This window comes from Streptomyces sp. NPDC037083, from assembly GCF_055606485.1.
In genome coordinates this window covers 514,377-536,456 of sequence record NZ_JBVJSQ010000003.1, presented here as the reverse complement: position 1 = coordinate 536,456, position 22,080 = coordinate 514,377, and the positions used below count along the sequence as shown (strand labels likewise).

20 protein-coding genes and 1 pseudogene are annotated in these 22,080 nt (G+C 72.9%); 7 read left to right on the top strand and 14 right to left on the bottom strand.

Features of this window, described 5'->3' with window-relative positions; genetic code table 11:
- Positions 1–41: 41 nt before the first annotated feature.
- The 3 genes from ACZ7DE_RS10955 to ACZ7DE_RS10945 all read right to left on the bottom strand — a co-directional run bounded on the left by ACZ7DE_RS10955 (position 42) and on the right by ACZ7DE_RS10945 (position 2,508).
- On the bottom strand, positions 42–1,814 hold the full coding sequence (locus ACZ7DE_RS10955; RefSeq protein ID WP_470760094.1) for a hydrogenase maturation protein: 1,773 nt from the start codon (positions 1,812–1,814) through the stop codon (positions 42–44).
- Between the two features lie 168 nt (positions 1,815–1,982).
- On the bottom strand, positions 1,983–2,240 hold the full coding sequence (locus ACZ7DE_RS10950; RefSeq protein WP_470759599.1) for a hypothetical protein: 258 nt from the start codon (positions 2,238–2,240) through the stop codon (positions 1,983–1,985).
- Entirely contained in the window at positions 2,227–2,508 is a 282-nt protein-coding gene (locus ACZ7DE_RS10945; RefSeq protein WP_470759597.1) for a DUF6400 family protein, read from the bottom strand. The genes ACZ7DE_RS10950 and ACZ7DE_RS10945 overlap by 14 nt, the downstream gene beginning before the upstream one ends.
- Before the next feature lie 226 nt (positions 2,509–2,734).
- Between ACZ7DE_RS10945 and ACZ7DE_RS10940 the strand changes: the two genes are divergently transcribed.
- From ACZ7DE_RS10940 to ACZ7DE_RS10930, 3 genes are all read left to right on the top strand, one after another.
- A complete protein-coding gene (locus tag ACZ7DE_RS10940) occupies positions 2,735–4,786 on the top strand; it encodes a SpoIIE family protein phosphatase (protein WP_470759595.1) in 2,052 nt (683 codons plus the stop codon).
- An 80-nt stretch (positions 4,787–4,866) separates the two neighbouring features.
- Complete coding sequence (locus ACZ7DE_RS10935) at positions 4,867–5,223, top strand: PRC-barrel domain-containing protein (RefSeq protein ID WP_470759593.1); 357 nt, start codon at positions 4,867–4,869, stop codon at positions 5,221–5,223.
- Positions 5,224–5,248: 25 nt separating this feature from the next.
- Positions 5,249–5,422, top strand: a complete 174-nt coding sequence (locus tag ACZ7DE_RS10930) for a hypothetical protein (protein ID WP_470759591.1) — start codon at positions 5,249–5,251, stop codon at positions 5,420–5,422.
- A gap of 62 nt (positions 5,423–5,484) precedes the next feature.
- On the opposite strand, the gene ACZ7DE_RS10925 is transcribed toward ACZ7DE_RS10930, so the two are convergent.
- Positions 5,485–6,081, bottom strand: coding sequence for a TetR/AcrR family transcriptional regulator (locus ACZ7DE_RS10925; RefSeq protein ID WP_470759589.1), 597 nt, complete (start codon positions 6,079–6,081; stop codon positions 5,485–5,487).
- 169 nt (positions 6,082–6,250) lie between these two features.
- Between ACZ7DE_RS10925 and ACZ7DE_RS10920 the strand changes: the two genes are divergently transcribed.
- The gene (locus ACZ7DE_RS10920) at positions 6,251–7,210 is read left to right on the top strand and encodes an alpha/beta hydrolase family protein (protein ID WP_470759587.1); all 960 of its coding nucleotides are present in this window, start codon (positions 6,251–6,253) and stop codon (positions 7,208–7,210) included.
- Between the two features lie 186 nt (positions 7,211–7,396).
- Here the strand turns inward: ACZ7DE_RS10920 and ACZ7DE_RS10915 are convergent, their stop codons facing one another.
- Positions 7,397–8,491: a protein kinase family protein gene (locus tag ACZ7DE_RS10915; RefSeq protein ID WP_470759584.1), complete on the bottom strand. Its 1,095-nt coding sequence runs from the start codon at positions 8,489–8,491 to the stop codon at positions 7,397–7,399.
- Between the two features lie 223 nt (positions 8,492–8,714).
- Here ACZ7DE_RS10915 and ACZ7DE_RS10910 point away from each other — a divergent pair, with 223 nt between their 5' ends.
- On the top strand, positions 8,715–9,140 hold the full coding sequence (locus tag ACZ7DE_RS10910) for a BlaI/MecI/CopY family transcriptional regulator (RefSeq protein WP_470759582.1): 426 nt from the start codon (positions 8,715–8,717) through the stop codon (positions 9,138–9,140).
- A gap of 50 nt (positions 9,141–9,190) precedes the next feature.
- On the opposite strand, the gene ACZ7DE_RS10905 is transcribed toward ACZ7DE_RS10910, so the two are convergent.
- Together ACZ7DE_RS10905 and ACZ7DE_RS10900 are read right to left on the bottom strand one after the other, a co-directional pair.
- A complete protein-coding gene (locus ACZ7DE_RS10905) occupies positions 9,191–10,429 on the bottom strand; it encodes a cytochrome P450 family protein (RefSeq protein WP_470759580.1) in 1,239 nt (412 codons plus the stop codon).
- 271 nt (positions 10,430–10,700) lie between these two features.
- Positions 10,701–11,384, bottom strand: coding sequence for a ScbR family autoregulator-binding transcription factor (locus tag ACZ7DE_RS10900; protein ID WP_470759577.1), 684 nt, complete (start codon positions 11,382–11,384; stop codon positions 10,701–10,703).
- Positions 11,385–11,824: 440 nt separating this feature from the next.
- Here ACZ7DE_RS10900 and ACZ7DE_RS10895 point away from each other — a divergent pair, with 440 nt between their 5' ends.
- Complete coding sequence (locus ACZ7DE_RS10895; RefSeq protein ID WP_470759575.1) at positions 11,825–13,735, top strand: acyl-CoA dehydrogenase family protein; 1,911 nt, start codon at positions 11,825–11,827, stop codon at positions 13,733–13,735.
- A gap of 454 nt (positions 13,736–14,189) precedes the next feature.
- Here the strand turns inward: ACZ7DE_RS10895 and ACZ7DE_RS10890 are convergent, their stop codons facing one another.
- The 6 genes from ACZ7DE_RS10890 to ACZ7DE_RS10865 all read right to left on the bottom strand — a co-directional run bounded on the left by ACZ7DE_RS10890 (position 14,190) and on the right by ACZ7DE_RS10865 (position 20,446).
- Entirely contained in the window at positions 14,190–15,014 is an 825-nt protein-coding gene (locus ACZ7DE_RS10890; protein ID WP_470759573.1) for an SAM-dependent methyltransferase, read from the bottom strand.
- 187 nt (positions 15,015–15,201) lie between these two features.
- The gene (locus tag ACZ7DE_RS10885) at positions 15,202–16,308 is read right to left on the bottom strand and encodes an NAD(P)/FAD-dependent oxidoreductase (protein ID WP_470759571.1); all 1,107 of its coding nucleotides are present in this window, start codon (positions 16,306–16,308) and stop codon (positions 15,202–15,204) included.
- A 260-nt stretch (positions 16,309–16,568) separates the two neighbouring features.
- Complete coding sequence (locus ACZ7DE_RS10880) at positions 16,569–17,042, bottom strand: carboxymuconolactone decarboxylase family protein (RefSeq protein ID WP_470759567.1); 474 nt, start codon at positions 17,040–17,042, stop codon at positions 16,569–16,571.
- 535 nt (positions 17,043–17,577) lie between these two features.
- A complete protein-coding gene (locus ACZ7DE_RS10875; RefSeq protein WP_470759565.1) occupies positions 17,578–18,393 on the bottom strand; it encodes a hypothetical protein in 816 nt (271 codons plus the stop codon).
- Positions 18,394–18,423: 30 nt separating this feature from the next.
- A complete protein-coding gene (locus tag ACZ7DE_RS10870) occupies positions 18,424–19,572 on the bottom strand; it encodes a PP2C family protein-serine/threonine phosphatase (RefSeq protein ID WP_470759563.1) in 1,149 nt (382 codons plus the stop codon).
- Between the two features lie 115 nt (positions 19,573–19,687).
- On the bottom strand, positions 19,688–20,446 hold the full coding sequence (locus ACZ7DE_RS10865; protein WP_470759560.1) for an IclR family transcriptional regulator: 759 nt from the start codon (positions 20,444–20,446) through the stop codon (positions 19,688–19,690).
- Positions 20,447–20,688: 242 nt separating this feature from the next.
- Here ACZ7DE_RS10865 and ACZ7DE_RS10860 point away from each other — a divergent pair, with 242 nt between their 5' ends.
- A complete protein-coding gene (locus ACZ7DE_RS10860) occupies positions 20,689–21,012 on the top strand; it encodes an antibiotic biosynthesis monooxygenase family protein (protein ID WP_470759558.1) in 324 nt (107 codons plus the stop codon).
- 258 nt (positions 21,013–21,270) lie between these two features.
- Here the strand turns inward: ACZ7DE_RS10860 and ACZ7DE_RS10855 are convergent.
- Positions 21,271–22,072 (bottom strand): annotated as a pseudogene (locus tag ACZ7DE_RS10855) (VOC family protein).
- Positions 22,073–22,080: the final 8 nt, after the last annotated feature.

Sequence of the window (22,080 nt, the reverse complement as noted above, 5' to 3'; positions counted from 1 at the left end):
AGGGATGAAGGCCTGCATTTCGGCCGTCGTCTTTCTTCGTATCAGCCGTTCGGCCGTGACGAGATGCCATCGAGGGCCGTTCCGGTGACATCGGCGCCGGAGGGGGTGCGGCCGGTTTGCGCAACCGCGACCGGATCGAGGTGCCGCGGAGTGCGCGTCGGCCGCTCCTTGTGGACGAAGGAACGGCGCAGCGCGTGGTACGGGGCCTCCGGGTCGTCGAAGGTCCGGCGCATCCGGGCCAGCTCCCGCTCGCGGAAACCGGCCAGCGGGGTCGCGCTCTCCAGCAGGTCCAGATCGGTCTTCTTCGCGGTGATCCGTGACGCCGTCGCCGGAAGCGACGCGAGCCTCGCCGCCAGGGCGCCGACCTCCTCGGCGAACGCGTCGGGACCGCAGTCGACCACCCGGTCGACGAGCCCGAGGCGCAGGGCGCTCGCCGAGCTCACCGGCAGGGCCTCGCGCAGGAGCCGCTCGGCCGTCGCGCCGCCCACCCGGCGCGGCAGGGTGTGCGTCCAGTACTCCGAGCCGTACAGGCCCATCAGACGGTAGTGGGGGTTCAGCACCGCGCCGGAGCGGCACCACACCTCGTCGGCCGCGAGGGCCAGCATCACGCCTCCCGCCGCGGCGTTGCCCGAGACCGCCGAGACCACCAGCCGGTCCGTCGTCCTCAGGACCGCCTCGACCAGATCGTCGATGGCGTTGATGTTCGCCCAGGACTCGGCGGCGGGGTCGTCCGCGGCCTCGATGACGTTGAGGTGGATGCCGTTGGAGAAGAAGTCCCGCTGGCCGCCGAGCACCAGCACCGACGTGGGCCGCGCGCACGCCTCCCGGTAGGCATCGAGCAGGCGTCGGCACTGTTCGGTGCTCATGGCGCCGCCGGGGAAGGAGAACGACAGGAAGCCCACGTCGCCCTCCTCCCGGTAGCGGATGTCCGTCCAGGTACGGGTTTGCGTCCCGGACGGCGGGGGCGGGGTGTGTTCGGGCAGCGGCGGCAGCCGGTCGCCCAGGGCCCGCACCGCGGGCAGCTTGAACGTGGGCGGCTGCCCGGGCCCGCGCCGGGGACGCAGCTCGGGGATCCACACGGCGCCGTCCCTGGTGGCCCGGCAGACCGCCCCGTGCCGGGTGGCCAGCAGCTCGCCCGGGCGGCCGCGCAGCACGCTCTCGGGGTGACCGCCGTGGAGGTACCACTCGGCGCCGAGCAGCGTGTCCAGCACACCGGGCTGGGAGTCCGCCGCGCGCAGCTTGCGCAGGACGTCCTGGGTACGGTCCTCGGCCCAGTCGATCCGCCGGACGCTCTGGTCGAGGTACGGGCGCGGGCGGGCCTCGGCGGAGCAGGCGGCCTGGCTGCGCGGAACGTGAGTGCCGCCGGCGAAGCGCTCCACGGCGAGCAGGACGGCCTCGAGCGCGGCGTCGGCGATCTCGCCCCGGTACAGCTCGCTCTTGGACACCGAAGGGACCCGGCACGGCACCGAGGCCCAGACGTCCCCCGCGTCCATGTCCCCGTCGGCCTGCAGGACGGTGACGCCCCACCGGTCGACGCCCTCGTGGATGGCCCAGTCCAGCGAGGACGGCCCACGGTCGCCCACGGGCCCCGGGTGGACGACGAGGCAGGTGTACGCCGTCCACACCTCCTCGGGGATCGCCGTCTTCAGCATCGGCGCCACCACGAGCTGCGGCGCGTGGCGCCGCACGGCGTTGGCCAACGGGCTGCCGGGCAGGGCGAGTTCCACCGCCACGGTATGGCCGCGGTCGCGCAGTTCGGCGTGGGTGCGCTGGGTGAGGCTGTTGAACGCGCTGGCTAGGAGCAGGATGTGCACGGCTGCCTCCGGGCGGACGGACGGCAGGCAGGGATGTCCGCCGACCGCGATCCTCGGCCGGGGCGGTCCGTCGTCCACGACGACAGACGGCGAGGTCATCCGAAAGCGGGCAGCGATCCGCCGTCCGGCCTCACCGGCCCGGACGGCCGGGTCGGTGAGGAGCGGGGATCACCGTCGCCGCAGGCCGCTGGTGATCCGTTCCCAGGGGGTGCGGGTGGCGCCGAAGTGGGTCTCGTGCGTCCAGATGTGGGTGCACGAGCGGCACTGCAGGTGGAGCAGGCTGCCTGCGTTCGAGAGCAGGTAGCGCCAGTGCTCGGAGCAGCTGCGCCCCTGCTCGCAGGGGGTGCACCCGCGCCGGTCGTCGCAGTTCGGGCAGGCGACCCAGGCGCGGCGCCCGACGTCGGCCTGCGGGTCAAGGGGCAGCATGGCCGCCCCCTCCAGCCGGGAGGACGCCGGCCGCGACCAGCTCGTCGTACACGCGCTGCTGCTCCGCGCTGAGGCCGGAGTACAGCAGCTCGTACGCCGCCTCCTCGTCGCGCAGCACGGCGACGGGGTCCCAGTCGGAGCCCAGGGCGTCCAGGACGTGGGCACGCCGCAGCAGTTCGTGTGAACTCAGGTCGACGGACAGCTCGACCAGCGGGTCGGTGTCCGGGCGTTCCGGTTCGCCAGGAAGGGCGGGGCCATGGGGCGACATGCGACCGAACGTAGGCAGGCGTTCCTCGCCGCGGCAAGAGCAGGTGGGAGAAGTCACAGCAGGTCCGCGACCTGGGACGCCGCGACAGGCCCGTGACCTGGGAGGCCGCGCGGCTCCCGGAAACCCCGGCGGCGGGGGCGCTGCGTGGCCTTGGCCCGGCTCAGGAGGTTCCTCTTCCGGATATGGTGTTTTTGTGTGCAATCCTGCCCTCCGGGGCGGTCAAGCGATGAACGCTCCCCACCGGGAGGGCCGGCCGGCCGAACAGCCCTCGGGGGCCGTCGGCTACGCGGGCGTGCTGCGTGAGCTGCTGCCGATCGCGCTGTGGCGGGAGGACGGGCAGGGTCGCATCGTGGAGTGGTCGCTGGCCGCCCAGGATCTGCTCGGGTTCCGGCCGCAGGACGTGCTCGACCGGCCCGCGGCCGGTCTGCTGGTCCCCGAGGGCAACCATGAGCTCGCCGACCAGCTCACCCATCGCGTCCAGGGCGGGGAGACGGTCGTCGGCACGTTGTCGGTGCGCCACCGTGACGGTCATCCGGTGACGATGGAGACGTGGATCGTGCCGGCCGCCGACGCGCAGGGCCGGCCCGGGGCCCTGCTGATCGCCGTGGAGACCTCCCAGGTGTTGCGCATGCGCGACTCCCTGGCGGCCCTGGAGAGCCTCTTCAGCCAGTCCCCCATCGGTCTGGCCACCCTCGGCGCCGATCTGCGCTTCCTGCGGGTCAACGACGCGCTCGCCCGGATGAACGGCGTCTCGGCCGCCGAGCACCTCGGCCGGCGGCTCACGGAGGTGGTGCCGGGCGTCAACGCCGTGGCCCTGGAGCAGACGATGCGGGAGGTGCTGGACCGGGGCACGGCCGTCGTCGACGTCCGCCGCACCGGCCGGACCCCGGCCGACCCCGGCCGGGAACGGACCTGGTCGTGCTCCTACGCCCCGCTGCTCGACGGCGCCGGCCGGACCCTGGGGCTGATCGCCTCCCTCATCGACATCACGGAGGGCCAGCAGGCCGAACGCGACGCCGAACGCGCCCGACGACGCTTCGCGCTGCTGGCCGAGGCCGGCACCCGGGTCGGCACCACCCTGGACCTGCGGCAGACCTCCGAGGAGATCGCGCGGATGCTGGTGCCCCAGCTCGCCGACTCCGCCGACGTGCAGCTCCTCGAAGACGTCATCGCCCCGGACGAGTCCACCGCCGCCACGCGCGGCCTGATCCGACGGATGGCCGCCCTCTTCCCCGACCCCGCGGCTCCGACGGCCAAGCTGCTCCCGGGCATGACCTCCCGGCTCGCGCGCGGCTCGCTCTACGAACGCGTCATCGCCGACGGCCGCCCCACGAACCTGTACCGGTCCGACGTTCCGGCGCTGGTCACCGACCCCCGGGCCGGCGAGCTGCGCGCCTACCTCATGAGCCTCGGCTCGGCGCGGCTGGTTCCCCTGGTCGCCCGGGGCAAGGTGCTCGGCGCAGTCGTGGTGACACGGCTGCGCAGCCGTGAGCCCTTCGACGAACAGGACTGCGTGCTCATCGACGAGCTGGCCGCGCGGGCCGCCCTGAACATCGACAACGCGCTCATGTACACCCGGCAGCGGGCGGCGGCCCTCGCCCTGCAGCACAGTCTGACGAACAGCGCGCTGCCCGCCGTCCCCGGTCTGGAGCTCACCGGGCGCTACCTGCCGGCCAGCGAACACGACGTCGGCGGCGACTGGTTCGACGTCATCGCGCTGCCCGAGGAGCGGACCGGGCTCGTCATCGGCGACGTCATGGGGCACGGCATCCACGCCGCCGCGATCATGGGCCAGCTCCGTGCGGCGGTGCGCACGCTCGCCCGGCTCGGCATCGATCCGGCCGACATGCTCCGCTCGCTGGACGCCGTCGTGGCCGACATGGGCGAGGACCAGATGGCGACCTGCGTCTACGCCGTCCACGATCCCGCCTCCGGCGGCTGCCTCGTCGCCCGGGCCGGTCACCCCCCGCCCGCCGTGGTGACGCCCGGCGGGGACATCAGCTTCCTCGACGCCTCGCCCGGGACGCCGCTGGGGACGGGCGGCCGGCAGTTCGACACGGAGGAGGTCCCGCTGCCGGCCGGCGGGCTGCTCGTCCTGTACACGGACGGTCTCATCGAAGCCCGCGGCAGGGACCTCGACCAGGGCCTCGACCGGCTCGCACGGGCCCTGCGCCGGCCCGGCCGGCCGCTGCCCGAACTCTGCGACGACGTCCTCGACCAGATGCTGCCCCTTCCCGCCCAGGACGACGTCGCGGTCCTGATGGCCCGGCCGCAGTGAGCCGCGGCCCGCGCCGCTCGGCGGGTTCCCGACGGGCATCGGAGGGGTGAACGGGGGTACCCGGGCCTGCGGAGGTTTTCATGTTCCAAGCCGGCGACATCCGTGAATGGCGCGGCCACGACGTGGTCGACGCCCAGGGGCACAAAATCGGCGTTCTGGAGTCCGTCTACGTGGACACCGGGACGGACAGCCCTTCCTTCGCCACGGTGACGGTCGGTCTGCCCACCCGTCGCCGCCTGGTGTTCGTGCCCCTGCTGGGCGCGACGGTCGGTCCGGGCTATCTGAGGGTCGCCCACGACAAGAACGCGGTGAAGAAGGCCCCGGCGATCGACCTCGACGGCGAACTGCTCGCCAAGGACGAGCCGAAGGTCTTCGCGCACTACGCACTGGAATACGCGCCGGGCGTCGGCGGCGAGCGACGCCTCGCCAGGCGCTGAGGGGCCGAGACCGCCGGGAGAGCCAATGAGCCTGTTCCTGTTCCTGATCCTCGTGGCCCTCGTCCTGGGCATCATCGGATTCGCCGCTGACGGGCTGTTCTACCTGCTGATCATCGGCGCGCTCGTCCTCGTCGCCGACCTCGTGTACGCCGGGATCCGCTTCCGCCGCGGCGGACGGAGGCACCGGCTGACCCGTTGACCCACTGACCGGCGCCGCCGCGCGCCGGGACGGGGCCGATGCATCGAGCACCGAGCACCGGCTCAGGAGGGCCCTGGCAGCCGCAGGCCGTCCAGCAGGAGTGCGACCAGTCGGCGGGGGTCGTAGCGGGGGTCGCCGTCGTGGCCGATGCAGAGGTTGCCGATGCCCCGCATCAGTTCGTAGGCCTGCGTGCCGGACCTGGTCTCGCCGGCGTCGACCGCCGCGTCGAGCAACTGCGCGCAGACGGGCACCAGGCGGTCGAGGAAGTAGGCGTGCAGCGCCTCGAATCCGCTGCTGTCGGACTGCATGGCGTTGGCGAGTCCGTGCTTGGTGACCAGGAAGTCGACGAAGAGGTCGGCCCACAGGCGGAGTGCGGCCAGCGGTGAGGCGTTGTCGGCCAGCAGCCTCGGGCCGGCCTCGGCGCAGGCCTCGACCTGGTGACGGTATACGGCGACGACGAGGTCCGCCCGGGTCGGGAAGTGGCGGTAGAGGGTCCCCGTCCCGACGCCCGCCCTGGCCGCGATCTCACGGATCGGCGCGTCGACGCCGGAGTCGACGAACACCGCCGCCGCGGCGGCGAGCAGCGTCTGCTGGTTGCGCTGCGCGTCGGCCCGCCTGCCGCGGACCGGCTCCTCCCCGGACTGGCTCGCTCTGGGCACCACGCTCTCCTTCCCACGCCGTTGACCAAACGGAACAGCGTTCCGTATATTAAACGGAACAGCGTTCCGCTTCAGTCTATCGGAAGCCGGGCGCTCTCTCCTGCCCGCCTCCCCGCCGCCGGCCGCACGCGTTCCGGCAGTCGAGGCCCCCGAAGGGACATCACACGCCATGAGTGAACCGGCCTACTCCGCCGAGCTCTTCAGCCCGCCCACCGCCGTCGTCTCGGTCAGTCCGGTCACACTGCCGGCTCCCGGCCGGCCCGTGGACCTCCAACTGCGCGTCACCGCGCCCGTCACCGGGGACGACCTGCCGGTCATCCTCCTCTCCCACGGCCAGGGCCACTCCCATCACCTCTCCTCGCTCAACGGCTACGCCCCGCTCGCCGACTTCTGGGCGGCGCACGGCTTCGTCGTCGTCCAGCCCACGCATCTGAGCTCCGGTTCGCTGACGCTGGACCCCGGCACTCCCGGAGCTCCCCTGTACTGGCGATCGCGGGCCGAGGACATGCGGCTCGTCCTGGACCGACTCGACGCGCTCCAGGCGGCCGTCCCCCAACTGCCCGGCCGGCTGGACCCCGACAGGGTCGCCGTGGCCGGGCACTCGATGGGCGGACACACCGCGAGCCTGCTGCTGGGCGCCCGGCTCACCGACCCGGACGACTCGACGGAAGTGAGCCTGGCCGACCCGCGGATCAAGGCCGGCGTGCTGCTCGCCGCACCCGGCAGGGGCGGCGACGCCCTCACCGCGACCGCCGCCGAGCACTTCGGCTTCCTCCTTACCACGGACTTCTCCCGGATGACGACACCCACGCTCGTCGTCGCGGGCGACAAGGACGACTCCGCCCACCTGACCGTCCTCGGCCCGCAGTGGCACGCCGACCCGTACCTGCTCTCCCCCGGCCCCAAGACCCTGCTCACCCTGTTCGACGCGGAGCACGGACTCGGCGGCGTGTCCGGATACGACGTCGCCGAGACGACCGACGAGAACCCCGGGCGCGTCGCCGCCCTCCAGCGGCTGACCTGGGCCTATCTGCGCACACAGCTCTACCCGCAGGACCCCGCCTGGCAGACGGCACGCGACGCGCTCACCTCCGGCCCGCACGCCGTGGGCCGGGTCGAGGCCAAGTAGCCCCGCACCGGCACCGGCCCGCGCGCCCGGCAACCCCGCGCGGGCTCCCGGCCGTTGAGGACGCGGAGGCCGCGCATGCGCCGACCCCAGCGGGCGACGGCAACGGCCAGGTTCTCTCCGTCGACGGCGGGACGGCCCGGCCTCCGCGGCGGGCCGGGCTCCTGTCGCCGACCGGGGTCGCGGCCGTCAGCCGACGGGCGCGCCGCCGACGGGCGCCCGGCAAGCCAGGGCCCGTTCGATCTCGGCCGCGGGGAACGGGGTCCGCTTGGTCCGGGTCACCAGTCCGCGGAAGAACCCGCCGAGGACGACCGCGTGCGCGGCGTGCCGGTCGACGAGCGCGCCCAGGTCGGCCGGGAAACCCTCGGGCCGGTCGCCGTCGAGCCACGCACGCAGGAACACGTCGTGCTCGACGCCGCCGCGCACCCCGTCGGGCAGGTGATGGCGCAGCAAATGGCTCGGCGCGTAGGAGCGGTCGTATGCCAGGTGGTCGGTGAGGAAGGCGCGCTCCGCCGGGGACAGTTCGAACGCACGGCTCGAGGCGAGCCCGAAGTCCGCGAAGTACACCTGACGGCCGTCGGTGAGCAGGTTGGCGAAGTGCGCGTCGAAGTGGACCAGTCCGCGCGCGCTCATGAACTCCGTGCCGCGCAGCAGCTCTTCCTCGGCCCAGAGGTGGGGCGACCGGCCGTCCGGACCTCGCCCGCCGGTGACACCGGCCTCGCCGAGCCACGCCGCGAGGGTGTGCGGCACGTACTCCAGGAAGAGCACCAGGCTGGCGGAGGAGCTCTCGATGGCCTCCAGCCGGCGGCGCACGGCCGACGAGCCCTCCCAGTGCGCGACGGCCGCCTCGACGCCTCCCAACGCGTCGGCGAAGCCGGCCGGGGCGCTGTCCGGCAGCACCCGCCAGTGATACAGCAACGGGAAGCCCGCGTACTCGTTCCCCAGCACCCAGCCCGTGGTCATGAGGTGCGCGGCCAGCTCGCGCCAGGCGCCGAACCCGGCCGACCCCACGCCGTACTGGTAGAAGAGCGGAAGTCCGAACAGGTCGGCGGTCGACCTCACGTGCTCCGGCCGCAGTTCGACGTCCGTCAGCGGGACCCGCTTGACGAACACCCGTCTGCCCTCGACCTCCATCTCGGCCGACCTGCCGCCGATGCCGGAGCCGAGGCGCGGCGCCGCGGCCACCGCCTGCCCGAGCCGGCGGTCGCTGAACAGGGACAGTCGTGTGCCCACGGCCGCGTACGCGGACATCCGCGCGGCATGTCGTGACGCGGTCTCATCCATGGGCGGCTCCAGCCTGACTGCGAGAAACGGACGACTGTCGATCATGCCAGGGTCACCGACCCCGGGTCCCTGGCCTCAGGTCGCAGGTCCCGGGCCCCATTTCCCGGGCCCCGGGACGTCCTTCCGGAAGCCGAGTGACGGCGCTCGGCTAGAGTTCTTCCGACTACAACCGCGTAGACGGTGTGCCGCGCGGTGGACGGAAGGCGAGCCGAGGAGCGTTCCCATGCCCCAGGGCGACGAGGGCGGGGCGGCCGGGGAGCGGCCGGGCCGTCGGCCCGCGGGCGCACTGGAGGCGAGCGTCCTGGCCGCGCTATGGGCCGCCGACGCGCCCCTGACGCCGGCCGCGGTCCAGCCGGCTCTCGGAGCGGATCTGGCCCGCACCACGGTGACGACGATCCTCACGCGCCTGTACGCCAAGGGCGCGGTCACCCGCACCCGGGCCGGCCGGGGCTACGCCTACGCGCCCGTGCAGGACGCGCCCGGCATGACGGCCCGCCGCATGCTCGCCGAACTGGACAGGGACGCCGACCGCCACACCGTCCTCGCGCGATTCGTCGCCGGCCTGCGCCCAGGGGACGAGCAATTCCTGCGGGCCCTGCTCGACGACGACCGGAGGGCCCCCGCGGGCGATCGGCGCCCACCGAAGTAGACCGCCCGGCCGGTACGTTCGCGCCCCGCCGCCCTCCGCGAGCGCCCCGTTCAGGCGGGCGACGGGGCGAGCAGGACGGGCAGCGAGCGGTAGCTGTTCATCAGGAAGCTGGGCATGGGCAGGAGTTCCTCGGGCTGGCAGGCCAGTGCCATCCGGGGGAAGCGCTCGAAGAGCGCGGCGAAGGCGCTCTCCGCCTCCACACCGGCGAGCGGCGCCCCCATGCAGCGGTGCGGCCCGTGACCGAAGCCGAGACCGTCGCGGTCCTTGCGCAGCACGTCGAAGCGGTCGGCGTGCGGCCCGTAGCGCTCGGGATCCCGGCCCCCCGCGGCGAACGAGACGAGGATGGCCTCCCCCTTGCGGATCAGCACGCCGTCCAGGTCGATGTCCTCGACGGCGAACCGCATCGGCGAGTACGCCCCGGGGGTGTGCACCCGCATCGTCTCGGCCGCCACGTCCTCCCAGGTCGCCCGGCCCGCCCTGACGTGCTCCAACTGCTCGGGCATCAGCAGCAGCGCCCCCACCGCGTTGGTGATCAGCGCGGCGGTGGTGTCCTGCCCTCCGGCGATCATGAGGAAGAGGGTGCCCAGCAGTTCCTCCTCGCTGAGCCGGTCGTCCTGGTCACGCGCCTGGATCAGCAGGGACGTCAGATCGTCGCCGGGTTCGGCCCGCTTGGCCCTCACCAGCTCCGACAGCCGGACGAAGGCCTCCAGCCGGGCCGCCTCGACCTCCTGTCCGCTGATCGTCGTGCCGAACACCGTGTGCAGTGCCGCGCACAGGGCGTCGGTGTCCTCGCCCTGCTCCACCCCGAACAGTTCGCAGATCACCCGCATCGGCAGCAGCTCCGCGAACGAGGCCCGCAGGTCCACCGGCGTGCCCTCGCGGCCCGCGGGCGCGAGGCCGTCGACGAGTTCGGCCGCGATCTGCGCGACCCGCGGCCGCATCGCCTCCGAGCGGCGGGCGGTGAACGCCCCCGCCACCAACCGGCGCAGCCGGGTGTGCGAGGCGCCGTAGGCGAAGAGCATGTTCTCGTTCGCCACCCACGGGTACAGCGGCCAGTCCTCGGTGATTCTTCCCTCGATGAACTCCGGCCAGTGCAGGCGCGCGTCCTTCGACACACGGGGATCGGTCAGCAGCCGTTCCACGTACTGTTGGCGCACCACCGCCCAGGCCACCACGCCCCCGGGCAGCTCCACGCGGACCGCCGGCCCCTTGGCCCGCAGCATCGCGGCCTCTCCCGCCAGGTCACGCCCGGTCACGTCGAGGGCGTAGGGACAGGCAGTCGTATCCATGGTCGTACTCCCCGAGTTCGTCTCGCACACATCGGCAGGGCCGCTCGCCCAGGAGAAGGGGGCTCGCCCCGCCCTCCCGCCGGGGAACACACGACGGCGCCCCGGACAACCGTTCACCTCACACCCCTCCCCGCGCCGCACCGCGCCCAACCACTCTCACCCCACGCCCCTCCAGCGCCCCGACCGGCCGCCGGCGGGCCCCTCCCCCGCAGAGCCCGGCCGTCGCCTCACCGCTGCCCGTACCGCCGCCGGGACTTCGCCGCCTCGGCGATCAGACCGCCGCCTGGGGTTGTGCCGTGCCCCAACCGGCCTCCACGGCCTCCTCGTAGACCCGGGCCCCCCGGTCCGGCGCCGTGTCCAGCTGCAGCAGCACCGCGGGCACCGCGACCCCGGCCATCAGGTGCCGCTGGAGGTCCGTCACCCGTTCCGGAAGGTCCGCGTGCCCCGTCATGATCTTGGAGAGCACCTGTACGCCGGTGAAGGCGCCGACGAACATCCTCGCGGCCGCGTTCACGTCGACGTGCGGCAGGAGTTCCCCCTTGTCCTTCGCCCGCCCGAGCAGCTCCGCGTTGCGCGCGATCCAACCGCGCATCGGGGCCTGCCGGTCCAGTCGATCGCTCGGAGCTCCCTGGTCCACCGTGAGCCGGATGCTGCCCTGCACCAGCGGATCGCCCACCGACAGCAGATACGCCAGGACGAACGCCTCGTCCAGCCCCTGCTGCAGCGTCAACTCCCGTGCCGGGACGGCCGGAATCGCCCCCAGCTGACCGGCCAGCACGGCCTGGGCGAGTTCTTCCTTGGAGGAGAAGTGAAAGTACAACGCCCCCTTGGTCACGCCGGCCCGGGCGAGGATCTCCGCGATCGTCGCCGCCTCGTATCCGACTTCCGCGAACACCGCCGCGGCAGCGACGAGGACGGCCCGTCTCGTCCGCACGGCCCGTTCCTGCAGCGCCACGCCTCACCTCCGAGGTAGCTCCCGCGATTTCGGCTCCGGAAAATATACCGACAGGTCTGTGCCGTGCCACTTCGCCGAAGCCCCGCCCCCACTCCCGCGTCGACCCTGCCCACGGGGCCGCGTCAGCCATATCGCACGCGTCGATCCCGGGCTCCGCGGGCGGAGTTCGGCGTCGCCGCCGCGGACGGGACAGAACACCACAGGCCTCGCCTCCCTTGCGCACCAGGGACTCCCCAGCCTCGCCGTTCCCTCGAACCTCAGGGGCAACTGCCGCTTCAGGGGCGGCTTTTCGGCACGGGCACCCCTCAAATCCCGCCATTCACAAGATCCACGCTTTGCCGATTTCTGACTTGATAACAAAACCGGTAGGTCCGTATCTTCTGGCTCACTGCGCATCCAGACGTACAGGGTTCCGGATCTGCGACCGACGGGGAGAGGTCATGGCCCTTCTGGCATTCCACAACAGAGAACGCCCCACCGGTCCGCGCCGAGCCGACCGTGGTCCGGAGCAGGCCTCCCCGCCCGGGCCGTCTCCCGACCCGGACGCACCCGGCGGGCGCGACGAGGACACCGCGCAGCAGGAGGCGGCGACCGCCCGCGAGCTGACCCGACTGCTCTTCGACCAGGACGGCGACCAGGAGCGGGTCCACGCCCCGTGGCGGCGTCTCATAGCCCGGGACACCTTCCGCCACCGGCCCGGCGTCACGCCCGAGCAACGCGCCGCGCAGTCCTACGCCTGGCTGCGTCTGGTCAACGACACGCTCGACGACCCCGTGTCCCTCGCCACCGACCCGGCGCTCCTCACCGCCCTGCACGAATGGGCCGCCATCGTCGACGGCGGCGGCGGCCTCACCACCGTCGCGAGCATCCACTACAACCTCTTCCTCGGCAGCATCCTCGACCATGACGACCAGCCGTCGAGGGACCTGGGCGAGTTCACCTCCCTACGCCGCATCGGCACGTTCCTGTGCACCGAACTCGACCACGGCAACGACGCCACCGCGCTGGAGACCACGGCCCGCCTCGATCCCGGGACCGGCGGCTTCGTCCTGCACACGCCCCACCCGGGCGCCGCCAAGTTCATGCCCAACACCAGTTCCCTGGGCGGCCCCAAGACCGCCGTCGTCGCCGCCCGTCTCCTGATCGACGGCCGCGACCACGGCATCTTCCTCTTCCTGACGCCGCTCACCGACCACGACGGGCCCCTCCCCCACGTGACCGTCGAGCCCCTCCCGCTGCGCCCGAACGCCCCCGTCGACCACTGCCTCACCTCGTTCGACCACCTGCCCCTCCCCCGACAGGCCCTCCTTCAGGGCGAGCAGGGGCGCCTCGGCCCCGACGGCGCCTTCACCAGCAGCCTCGGCAACCGGCGCAAGCGGTTCCTCACCTCCATCGCGCGCGTCACCGCGGGCAAGCTCTGCATGAGCGCGGCGGCCGTCGGCGCCTCGCGCGCCGCTCTGGCCATCGCCGTCCGCTACGGCGACCAGCGCCACGTCAGCGGAGCGCGGCCCGGGCAGCGCGTCGCGGTCAACGCGCACCGCACCCACCACGGCCGGCTTCTGCAGGCGGTGGCCACGACCTATGCGATGACCCTGCTGCACCGTTCCCTCACCACCGCGTGGACCCACCACACCGCCGACGACCGCGCCCACCTCGAACGCCTCATCGCGCTGGCCAAGGCGTGGATCACCTGGCAGGCGCGCACGATCGCCCTCGAGGCCCGCGAACGCTGCGGAGCGCAGGGGCTCCTGCCCGCCAACCACCTCGCCGGCTTCCCCGAGTACATCGAGGGGACCATCACCGCGGAGGGCGACAACCTCCTCATCTCCACCAAGGCGGCCGCCGAACTCCTGCACCACCCGCCGGCGCCGCCCGTCGAGGACCCGGGCCCGCCCCAGCTCACCAACCCCCGCTTCCTGCGCAACCTGCTCGCCCACACGGAACACGCCTTCCACGCCCAGGCCCGGAGCGCGCTCCGCAACGGCCCCGCCCACGATCCCCAGGGCCGCTGGAACACGGCCTCGGGCCCCGCGCTCCAGAGAGCCCGCGCCCACACCGCCCTCCAGGCGGCCGACGCCCTCCTGGACACCCTCGACCGCACCACCCATCAGCCCACCCGGGGCCTGCTGGGCGAGCTCACGGCCCTGCACCTGCTCACCGAACTGGCCCCGCACACCGGCATCCTGCTCGCCGACGGTCACATCGCCGCCCATCACGTGCACCGGTTCCCCACCGCGATCGACGACCTCACCCACAGCCTGCAGCCCCACCTCACCACCCTCACCCGGGCCTTCGACCACCCGCCCGAGTACCTCGACGCACTGCCCCTCCTGCAGAACGGCGCGGTCTGAGACCACGCCCCTCCACGGTCGACAACGGAGGTGGGCCTGCGGCGGATCGGTTCGTCGCCACGGCCGGCGTTGCCGCGCCCGTCCGCGCGAGGGAGCGCGCAGCGGACTGCCGATGACCTGACCGCTGCGTCCGTCGCCGTGCTCGCCGACGGTGTCGAGGAAGCAGGCGCCCGTGTCGAGGGCCGTCCCGCAGGGCGCCCGTGTCGAGGGCCGTCCCGCAGGGCGCCCGAGGGCGTCCGCCTCGCCCATCTGCCCCCGGCGCTCGCCGAGTTGCCGGGCTCCGACCCCGGCCATCCCGCTCACCCCGGTCACCCGGCGCTGCCGCCCGCAAGCCCGCACGCCCGCAAGCCCGAAGCCCGCACGTTCTGGTCTTCGTGATCCCGATTCCGGACGGGGGCGGGCCCTCGGCGCCCGGGGCCGCGGTCCGAGCTCGTCCGAGCTACTCCGGGCTGGTCTACGGCTTGCGTCCCACGCCGCAGTAGGCGTCGACTTCGGCGGCGAAGTTGGCCGAATCATCGGGGTCGGGACGCCACTTCGTCACCTGGACGATCCCGGGCTCCACCAGCTCCAGCCCGTCGAAGAAGCCGCGGATCTCGTCGACGGAGCGCACGTAGTAGGGAACGGCGCCGCTGGCGTTGTAGGCCTCCGACGCGGCGATCATGCCCTCGCTGGTGGCCGTGCTGTCGCTGATCACCAGGTGGCTGCCCGAGGGAAGGCCCGCCATGAGCCGCCGTACCAGGTCACCCGCCTGCTCGTAGTCGGCGACGTGGCCCAGGGTGTTGAGGATCATCAGGGCGACCGGAAGGGAGAAGTCGAGCGTGCCCGCGGCGGCCGCCAGTACGGCTTCCGGGTCGTACAGGTCGGCGTCCAGATACGCGGTCCTGCCTTCCCGGGTACTGGTCAGGAGGGCGTGCGCGTGGGCGAGGACGACGGGGTCGTTGTCGACGTAGACGATCCGGGCGTCCGGGGCGACACGCTGTGCGACCTGGTGGGTGTTGTCGGCCGTGGGCAGACCGGTGCCGACGTCCAGGAACTGGCGGATGCCCTGCTCGACGGCGAGATGGCGCACCGCGCGCCCCAGGAAGTGCCGGCTGGTGACCGCCACGTCGACCAGGCCGGGGAAGATGTCCTTGATCTGGTCGCCTATCTCGCGGTCGACCTCGTAGTTGTCCTTGCCTCCGACGAAGTAGTTCCAGAACCGGGCCGAGTGCGGCTTGGACGTGTCGATCCGGCCGGGTGTCGCGGCCGTAACGGCGGTATGGGAAGGGGAGTCCGACACAGCAAAGCCTCCTGCACGGGTACGTCGGTGATCAGGTTCACCAAACTAGGCGAACTTTCTTTCGACGCAGGCCAGTTGAGGGCGCTCGCTGCCGTCCGGCGTCACTTTCGGCCAGTCGGCGCTTCCCGCGCGGGCCGGCCGCCGCGGCCTCGCGCACGCGGGGTGCTCCGGCCTCGGCAGAGCGCTGTCAGGTCGCGGTGTAGCCGAGTTGGCGCCGCATGTACGGGGTCATGAGGGTCTTCGCCTTGGCCAGTACGGAGGTGCGGCTGCCGAGCACGGCGCTCTCGCCGCCCGGCACGGGCAGCAGGGTGAGTCCGTCGGCGTGCCCGAAGGGCACGATGAGCGGGGTGCGCTGGAGGGGCCGATAGAGGCGGGGCTCCTTGCGGTGCTTGCCGGAACTGTGCAGGTAGGTGCGGATGTTGTGGGCGGCGAGGTCGGCCTGGGCGAGCGCGGCGGGGGTGATCTTGAGTTCGGTGGCGTCGTTGACGTCGCCGACCGCGAAGACCTCCGGCCGCCCCTGGACCCTGAGCCTGCGGTCGACCTTGACGTGGCCGCTCGCGGTGAGCCAGTCGCCGTGTCCGGCCAGCCGCAGCCAGAGCGTGTTGGGGGTGGTGCCCGTGGCCCAGAAGGAGAGGTCGGCCTCGATGACGCTGCCGCGCGCGTCGCGGTAGGTGCCGAAGTCGTTGCCGGGGGACATGAACGTGTCGAGCCGGACCTCCACGTCGTGGGCTTCGAGCCAGGCCAGTGCCTTGCGGCCGGCGCGTTCGCTGCCCGTGCCGTGCAGCAGCGCAGGTCCGGCGTGGGCGAGCGTGACCCGGGCGTCGGGCCTGGCCAGGCGTATCTCCGCGCCGAGCTCGACACCGGAGGGGCCGCCGCCGACCACCAGGACGTGCTGGGCGTTGGCCACCTTGTGCTGGTGGTCGGCGAACGACTTGATGGTCTCCTCGGCGGTGGTGCCGGTGAAGCGAGCCGGTTCGGGGTAGTCGGCGCCGGTGGCGATCACGACCACGTCATAGGGGAGTCGTTCGCCCGTCGCCAGGACGACCTGTCGCTCGGCGGTGTCGATGCGGACCGCCTTGCCCACGACCATCCGGCCGTCGCGCAGCAGCCGGTCGTACGGGATGAAGGGGGTGATCGACCACTCCGGACGCACCCCGGCCCGAAGGGAGGCGATCCGGTGGAAGAACACCTCCTTGCGGTCCACCAGCGTCACCCGTGCCGTCGCGTCCAGTCGTTTCGCCAGGCGGACGCCCGCGTAGCCGCCGCCGATCACCACTACGTCGCCGTCGCGCACGCGAGTCTCCTGTGCATGGGGGTGCATGGGGGGGGAGGCGAGCGGTCGCGTGGGGGCTTCCTCGGCCGCTCGGACTGGCGACGAGCGTAGCGCTTGAATCCTAAAGTTAACGTGGCAGGGTGTGCACGTTCCGTGAAGCCCTGGCAGGAACCGGAACGACGGCGGCTCCCCGGCCACCGTGAACCGGTGACCGGAGAGCCGCCGTCGCCGCCCGCCCTCGTACGGCGTTCGTGAGGCGTTCGTGGGCGCGGCCGCGCCCGTCAGCCGAACTGGCCCGGCCGGTAGTCGCCGGCGGGCTGGCGGACCATCACGTTCAGGCGGTTGTAGGCGTTGATGACGGCGATGGTCGCCACCAGTGCGGTGAGCTGCTCCTCGTCGAAGTGCTTGGCGGCGTTCGCCCACACCTCGTCGGGGACGCCGCCCGCCGCGTCCGCGATACGGGTGCCCTGCTCCGTCAGTTCCAGGGCGGCCCGCTCGGCGTCGGTGAACACCGTGGCCTCGCGCCAGGCCGCGACCAGAGCGAGGCGTACCGGGGTCTCCCCGGCGTGCACGGCGTCCTTGGTGTGCATGTCGGTGCAGAAGCCGCAGCCGTTGATCTGACTCGCGCGCAGCAGCACGAGGTCCCGGATCGTGGCCGGCAGCGTGGAGTCCGTGACGGCCCTGCCCGCCGCGTTGAAGTGCTTGAGGAGGGTGACCGCGACGGGGTTGCCGTAGAGGTTGAGACGCGCTTCCATGTTGATCTCCTAGCCGTGTCGACGTCTGCACAGCACTGACGGAACGCGTCGGCGGAATGTGACGGGCGGCCCGGCCGGGCGGTTGTGACGTGCGTCTCGCCCGGGCGCCTGTGGGGTGCGTCTCGCCCCGGTTCAGCGCCTGCGGCGGGGTGCGCCGCGAGCTGAGGTCGCGACGACGCGGTCACGTTCCGCCCGGCGAACGGACCGCGGGCGGAGGGGCGTCGGCGAGGACGCGCACCCCGCGGACCGGGCCGTCACCGGCGCGGCGCCGTGCGGTGCCCCGCCGATGCGCGACGCCCCCGCCGATGCTCGTCGGCACGCGTCAGCGCCGGAACGCGTCAGCGCGGCCCGGCGAGGACGGGTGGGAGGGTGCCGGCCGTCGGCACGATGTGCGCCGTTTCCGGGCCCGTCACGCGGCGGCCGTCGCCCGTCCGGTGAGGGCGGACGCGGAGGTGGGCCCGTCGGCCGATCCGCCCGGCGACGCGGGGGCGGGACCGACCTCGTGTCAACCGACCTCGTGTCAACCGACCTCGTGTCAGGGGGCGCAGCCACCCACGCGCCGGGGGCTCAGCGCCACGTCGTCCATGCGGACGTCGTACGAGGCGGGCGTGGGACCGGCCTGGTACAGCTGCCAGCCCAGCTTGAGCGTGTCGAAGTGCGGGAAGACGAAGTCGTCCGCCGTGCCGCCGTGCACCTTCGTGGAGACCGTCAGTTCGGACTGCTCAACGCCGTCCAGATGGACGGTGACGCGGTTGTCGGTCGCGTCGAGGTGGAACTCGACGCAGCTCCAGGCCCCGGCCGCGGCCGGGGCGGAGGTCTTCCAGGCGGTCCAGTCGCCGGTGCGGCCCAGGTCGGACCCGACTCCCCAGAAGTTCGCCCGCGAGGTGGGGACGTACTGGCCGCCCAACGGGCGTACCAGCGTGGGGTCGTCGGAACCGGAGGCCTCCGCGATGGTCCAGTGCGCCCAGTCGGGGGCCGTGGGGAACTGGTCCACCCTCAGCCGCAGACGGGCCCAGAAGCTGTTCCCGGCGGGAGCGAGGCCGGAGAACACGAGGAAGGCACGGCCGTTGCCCTCCGTGTGCAGCCGCAGTTCGCGGCCGTGTCCCGTGGACCCGGGTTCCACGGTGAGCGAGCCTGCGGAGGCGTCGGTGGTCCAGCCGCGTCCGGCGGTCACCGGACCGAGGGGAAGACGGTCGAAGTCCTCCCGGACGAAGGGCGCGTGCCGGGTGGAAGACGTCGAGGCGGTGGGGGTCTGCGCGCCGACGGGGCCGGCGGAGGCGGTGGGGGATGTCGCGAGCAGCGCGGCCGAGGCGGCTGACAGCGCGGCTGCGAACTTCCTCATGCGTGTCATGGGCACAGTCTGCAGCACCCGCCACGGCGATCACCCGCAGCGGTCCCCCAACAGCGTTCCCCGATCGGTCAGTTGAGGAACCGAGGGCGCGTCGCAGGCCGGCTTGCGGATCAGCAGCAGCGCCGCGTCGTCGTGCAGGCGACCGCCGACATGCGCCAGCAGTTCGTCGTGGATCGCGTCCAGCGTGCGCGCCGGTTCGTCGGACAGATGGCGCGTGAGTCCTTCCACGAGCGGATAGAACGCGCGCTCGCCGTCCCGGGCCTCGATGACCCCGTCCGTGTAGAGCAGCAGTTGGTCGCCGTCGGCGAAGGGCAGCACCTGCAGGCCGGGGATCTGGCCGGTCAGGGCGCGCAGCCCGAGGGGCGGGGCCGGCTGCGCCGCCTCCACCGCCACCACCTCTTCGGACTCCCGCACCAGGAGGGGCGGCGCGTGCCCGCAGTTCACCACTTCCAGCTGCCCCGGCCGCGGATACCCGGCGACCACGGCGGTGACGAAGTCGTCGCCCCCGAGGTTGCGCGCGAGACTCCGCTCGATCCGGTCGACGACCGCCAGGAGATCGGGTTCGTCGTAGGCGGCCTCGCGGAACACGCCGACGACGAGGGCGGCGGTCCCCACGGCCGGCAGCCCCTTGCCGCGCACGTCGCCCACGATCATCCGCACGCCGTACGGGGTGGGCACCAGCGCGTACAGGTCCCCGCCGATCCGGGCCTCCGCGGCCGCCGCGCTGTAGCGCACGGCCACCTCGAAGGGACCCACCGTCGCAGGCACCGGCTTGAGCAGCGCGTGCTGGGCCGCCTCCGCGACCGACCGGACGGCCGCGAGGACCCGCTCCCGGCGCGAACGCAGGGCGCCGGCCAGGGCACTCGCCGAGGTGACCGCCGTCAGCGCGGTCAGCACGGCCGCCAGCTCGGGCCAGGAGGCGCCGTCACGGGCGCCGACCGCCGCCCCGAGACCGGCGGCGAGGAGACCGACGCACAGGACGCCGCGCGGCCCGTTGGTGGTCGCGGCCAGCGCGGGCCCGGCCGCCAGCAACGGCAGCCAGATCATCCCCGCCCCGCCGACGAGGCCGACGAGCACGAGGACGAAAACGATCAGGACGGGCAGCAGTGGGCCTGCCGGCCGACCTCCGAACAGCCGCGTCGGGAAGTGGTCGTCACCATGGTTCCGGGCCTGACTCATGCTGGGTCCGCAATCCTCACCTGTGCGCCGAGGGACTTCTGAAATGTCCGTTTCCCTTTAGGAAACGGGTTCGGCCCGGGCGCTCACAAGGAGCAGGATTTCAGATAGTGAACGATCAGAAGGAGAGCGAAAGACCCCTGGTCACGCGGTCGGCGGTCGGGAGGAGCCGGGCCCGGACCTCCTCGATCCGGGGCCGCCGGTCGGCCGGCAGGGACACGCCGAGCGAGCCGAGCGTGTCACCGCTGTAGACGGGCACGGCGACGCAGACCGTGCCGAGGGTGTACTCCTCCAGGTCCGTGACCGCGGGAGCCACCGGCGAGGCGTCGAGCTGGCGGAGCAGTTCGGGGGCGCTGGTGATCGTCCTCGGCGTGAGGTCGGCGAGGCGGTGCCGGGAGAGGTAGTCCTTGCGGGCGTCCTCGTCCAGCTCGCGCAGCACCGACTTGCCGAGCGCGGTGGCGTGCCCCGCGTCCTCGAACCCGACCCACAGGTCGACGCGGGGCGCCCGCGGCCCGTCGACGATCTCGGCGACCCTGATCTCGCCGTCCTCGTAGAAGGTGAGGTAGGCGGCGGTCGCGAACTCGTCCCGCAGGGCGGCGAGCGTGGGGCGGACCCGGCTGAGCAGCGCCTGCGCGCGTCCCGTGGTGTGCAGTGTCCGTAGCTTCTCGCCCAGGATGAATCCGCCGTCCTGGAGTTTTCGCAGGTAGCCGTCATGGACCAGGGTGCGCAGCAGGTGGTAGGCGGTGGCCAGGGGCAGCCCCGCCTCGCGCGCCAGCTGTTTCGCCGGCGCGCCGTTGTCGTGTGCGCTCGCCGCCTCCAGCAGACGGAAGGCTCGCTGCACGGAGGCGATGAGCGTGGGGCCCTCCTGCGCGCTCATAAGGACAGCGTGCGCCTGGCGCCCGTCGCAGGCAAGGCGCACCGAGCCGACGAGACCTCCCGGCCCGTCTCCGCTCCCCCTCCGCTCCGCCTTCGATCCCCTCCGATCCCCCTCCGATCCCCCTTCGCTCCCCCTCCGAGCCCTCCGAGCCCTCCGCTCCCCCGGCCGCGAAGCCGTGCGCGGCGCGAGGGCCGGGGAGGGGCGGTCCGGCGTCCCGGCGGCCGGGGAGGCAGGATGGGGCCATGAGCGTAGTCAAGATCAACGTACTGACCGTGCCGCCGGAACAGCGGGAGACCCTCGAGAAGCGGTTCGCCGCGCGGGCCCACGCCGTCGAGAACTCCGACGGATTCGAGTGGTTCGAGCTGCTCCGCCCGGTCGAGGGCACCGACTCCTACCTCGTCTACACGCGATGGCGGGACGAGGAGTCGTTCCAGGCGTGGCTCGAAGGACCGATGAAGGCGGCGCACCGGGGCGGCCCGGAGGGGGAACGGGCCAAGCCGGCGGCTTCGGGGTCCACCCTCTGGTCGTTCGAGGTGGCCCAGCAGGCGGCGCCCAAGAGCGAGTAGCCCGCTCGGGCGGCGGACCGGCAGGACGGCTCCACGCGCCGCCGACCGCCGCCCACCAAGCGCCGCGCGATACGCCACGCACTGCCCGGCCCGCCGGGCACGCACGGACTCAGCCGGGCATCCACGGACGCAGGCAGACACGCAGGCGGGCTCTACGGCCGGGCGACCGGGCGAGCGTCGCGGCGATCGGGCACGCCGGTTCCCGGTCGCCGCGGCGGACGGCCGTGTCGCCGCGCCGCCGGTCGGTCCTCGCCGGGTTCAGCTGCGGGCCGGAGCCAGCACCACGAAGTCCGCGTTCGACGGATCGAGGCAGACGGCCAGCCGGCCGACGCCCTCCGCGTCCTCGGGTCCCATCTGCACGGTGCCGCCGTTGCCGGTGACGGCGGCGACCGCCGCGTCGCAGTCGGCGACGGCGAACACCGGGTGCCAGTAGGGCCGTCCGCCCGTCAGGAAGAGGTTCTCCTTGCCGAGCTCCATCAGGCCGCCCTGCATGCGCTCCTCGGGAAGCCCCTCCGGGGTGATGAGGAAGTACGTGCCCCCGCCGCCCGGCAGCGCCATGTCGCTGAACCGCCAGCCCAGAACACCGCCGTAGAACTCCTTGGCGGCCGCGGCGTCGCTCGTGTACAGCTCGGTCCAGGAGAGCGAGCCCGGCTCGTCCGCCAGTTCGAAGCCTTGGGTCTTGCCCGGCTGCCAGACGGCGAACTGGCCCCCGGCCGGGTCGCTGTACTGCGCCATCCGGCCCCACTCGCCGAGATCCCTCGTCGCCACTCGCACCGTGCCGCCCGCCTGCTCCACGGCCCGGCTCGTGGCGTCCGCGTCGGTGACGGTGAAGTAGATCATCCAGGCCGAACGCGCACCCTCCTCGGTGAGCTTGCCGAGTCCGGCGACGATCTTGCCGTCCTTGCGGAACATCCCCCCTTCCATCTCCTCCCCCTCGCCCCCCATGGGCTCGTACTCCCAGCCGAGGACCGCGCCGTAGAACGCGGCGGCGGCCCGGACTTCGGGTGCGCCGAGGTCGATCCAGCAGGGGGGCACCGGGGGTGAGGTCGGTGGTGATCACGACGATTC

Coding starts and splice junctions, on each gene's coding strand:
- ACZ7DE_RS10950 (WP_470759599.1), bottom strand. CDS start 2,240: ATGCTGCCCCTTGACCCGCAGGCCGACGTCGGGCGCCGCGCCTGGGTC.
- ACZ7DE_RS10945 (WP_470759597.1), bottom strand. CDS start 2,508: ATGTCGCCCCATGGCCCCGCCCTTCCTGGCGAACCGGAACGCCCGGAC.
- ACZ7DE_RS10940 (WP_470759595.1), top strand. CDS start 2,735: ATGAACGCTCCCCACCGGGAGGGCCGGCCGGCCGAACAGCCCTCGGGG.
- ACZ7DE_RS10935 (WP_470759593.1), top strand. CDS start 4,867: ATGTTCCAAGCCGGCGACATCCGTGAATGGCGCGGCCACGACGTGGTC.
- ACZ7DE_RS10930 (WP_470759591.1), top strand. CDS start 5,249: ATGAGCCTGTTCCTGTTCCTGATCCTCGTGGCCCTCGTCCTGGGCATC.
- ACZ7DE_RS10920 (WP_470759587.1), top strand. CDS start 6,251: ATGAGTGAACCGGCCTACTCCGCCGAGCTCTTCAGCCCGCCCACCGCC.
- ACZ7DE_RS10915 (WP_470759584.1), bottom strand. CDS start 8,491: ATGGATGAGACCGCGTCACGACATGCCGCGCGGATGTCCGCGTACGCG.
- ACZ7DE_RS10910 (WP_470759582.1), top strand. CDS start 8,715: ATGCCCCAGGGCGACGAGGGCGGGGCGGCCGGGGAGCGGCCGGGCCGT.
- ACZ7DE_RS10905 (WP_470759580.1), bottom strand. CDS start 10,429: ATGGATACGACTGCCTGTCCCTACGCCCTCGACGTGACCGGGCGTGAC.
- ACZ7DE_RS10895 (WP_470759575.1), top strand. CDS start 11,825: ATGGCCCTTCTGGCATTCCACAACAGAGAACGCCCCACCGGTCCGCGC.
- ACZ7DE_RS10880 (WP_470759567.1), bottom strand. CDS start 17,042: ATGGAAGCGCGTCTCAACCTCTACGGCAACCCCGTCGCGGTCACCCTC.
- ACZ7DE_RS10875 (WP_470759565.1), bottom strand. CDS start 18,393: ATGACACGCATGAGGAAGTTCGCAGCCGCGCTGTCAGCCGCCTCGGCC.
- ACZ7DE_RS10870 (WP_470759563.1), bottom strand. CDS start 19,572: ATGAGTCAGGCCCGGAACCATGGTGACGACCACTTCCCGACGCGGCTG.
- ACZ7DE_RS10865 (WP_470759560.1), bottom strand. CDS start 20,446: ATGAGCGCGCAGGAGGGCCCCACGCTCATCGCCTCCGTGCAGCGAGCC.
- ACZ7DE_RS10860 (WP_470759558.1), top strand. CDS start 20,689: ATGAGCGTAGTCAAGATCAACGTACTGACCGTGCCGCCGGAACAGCGG.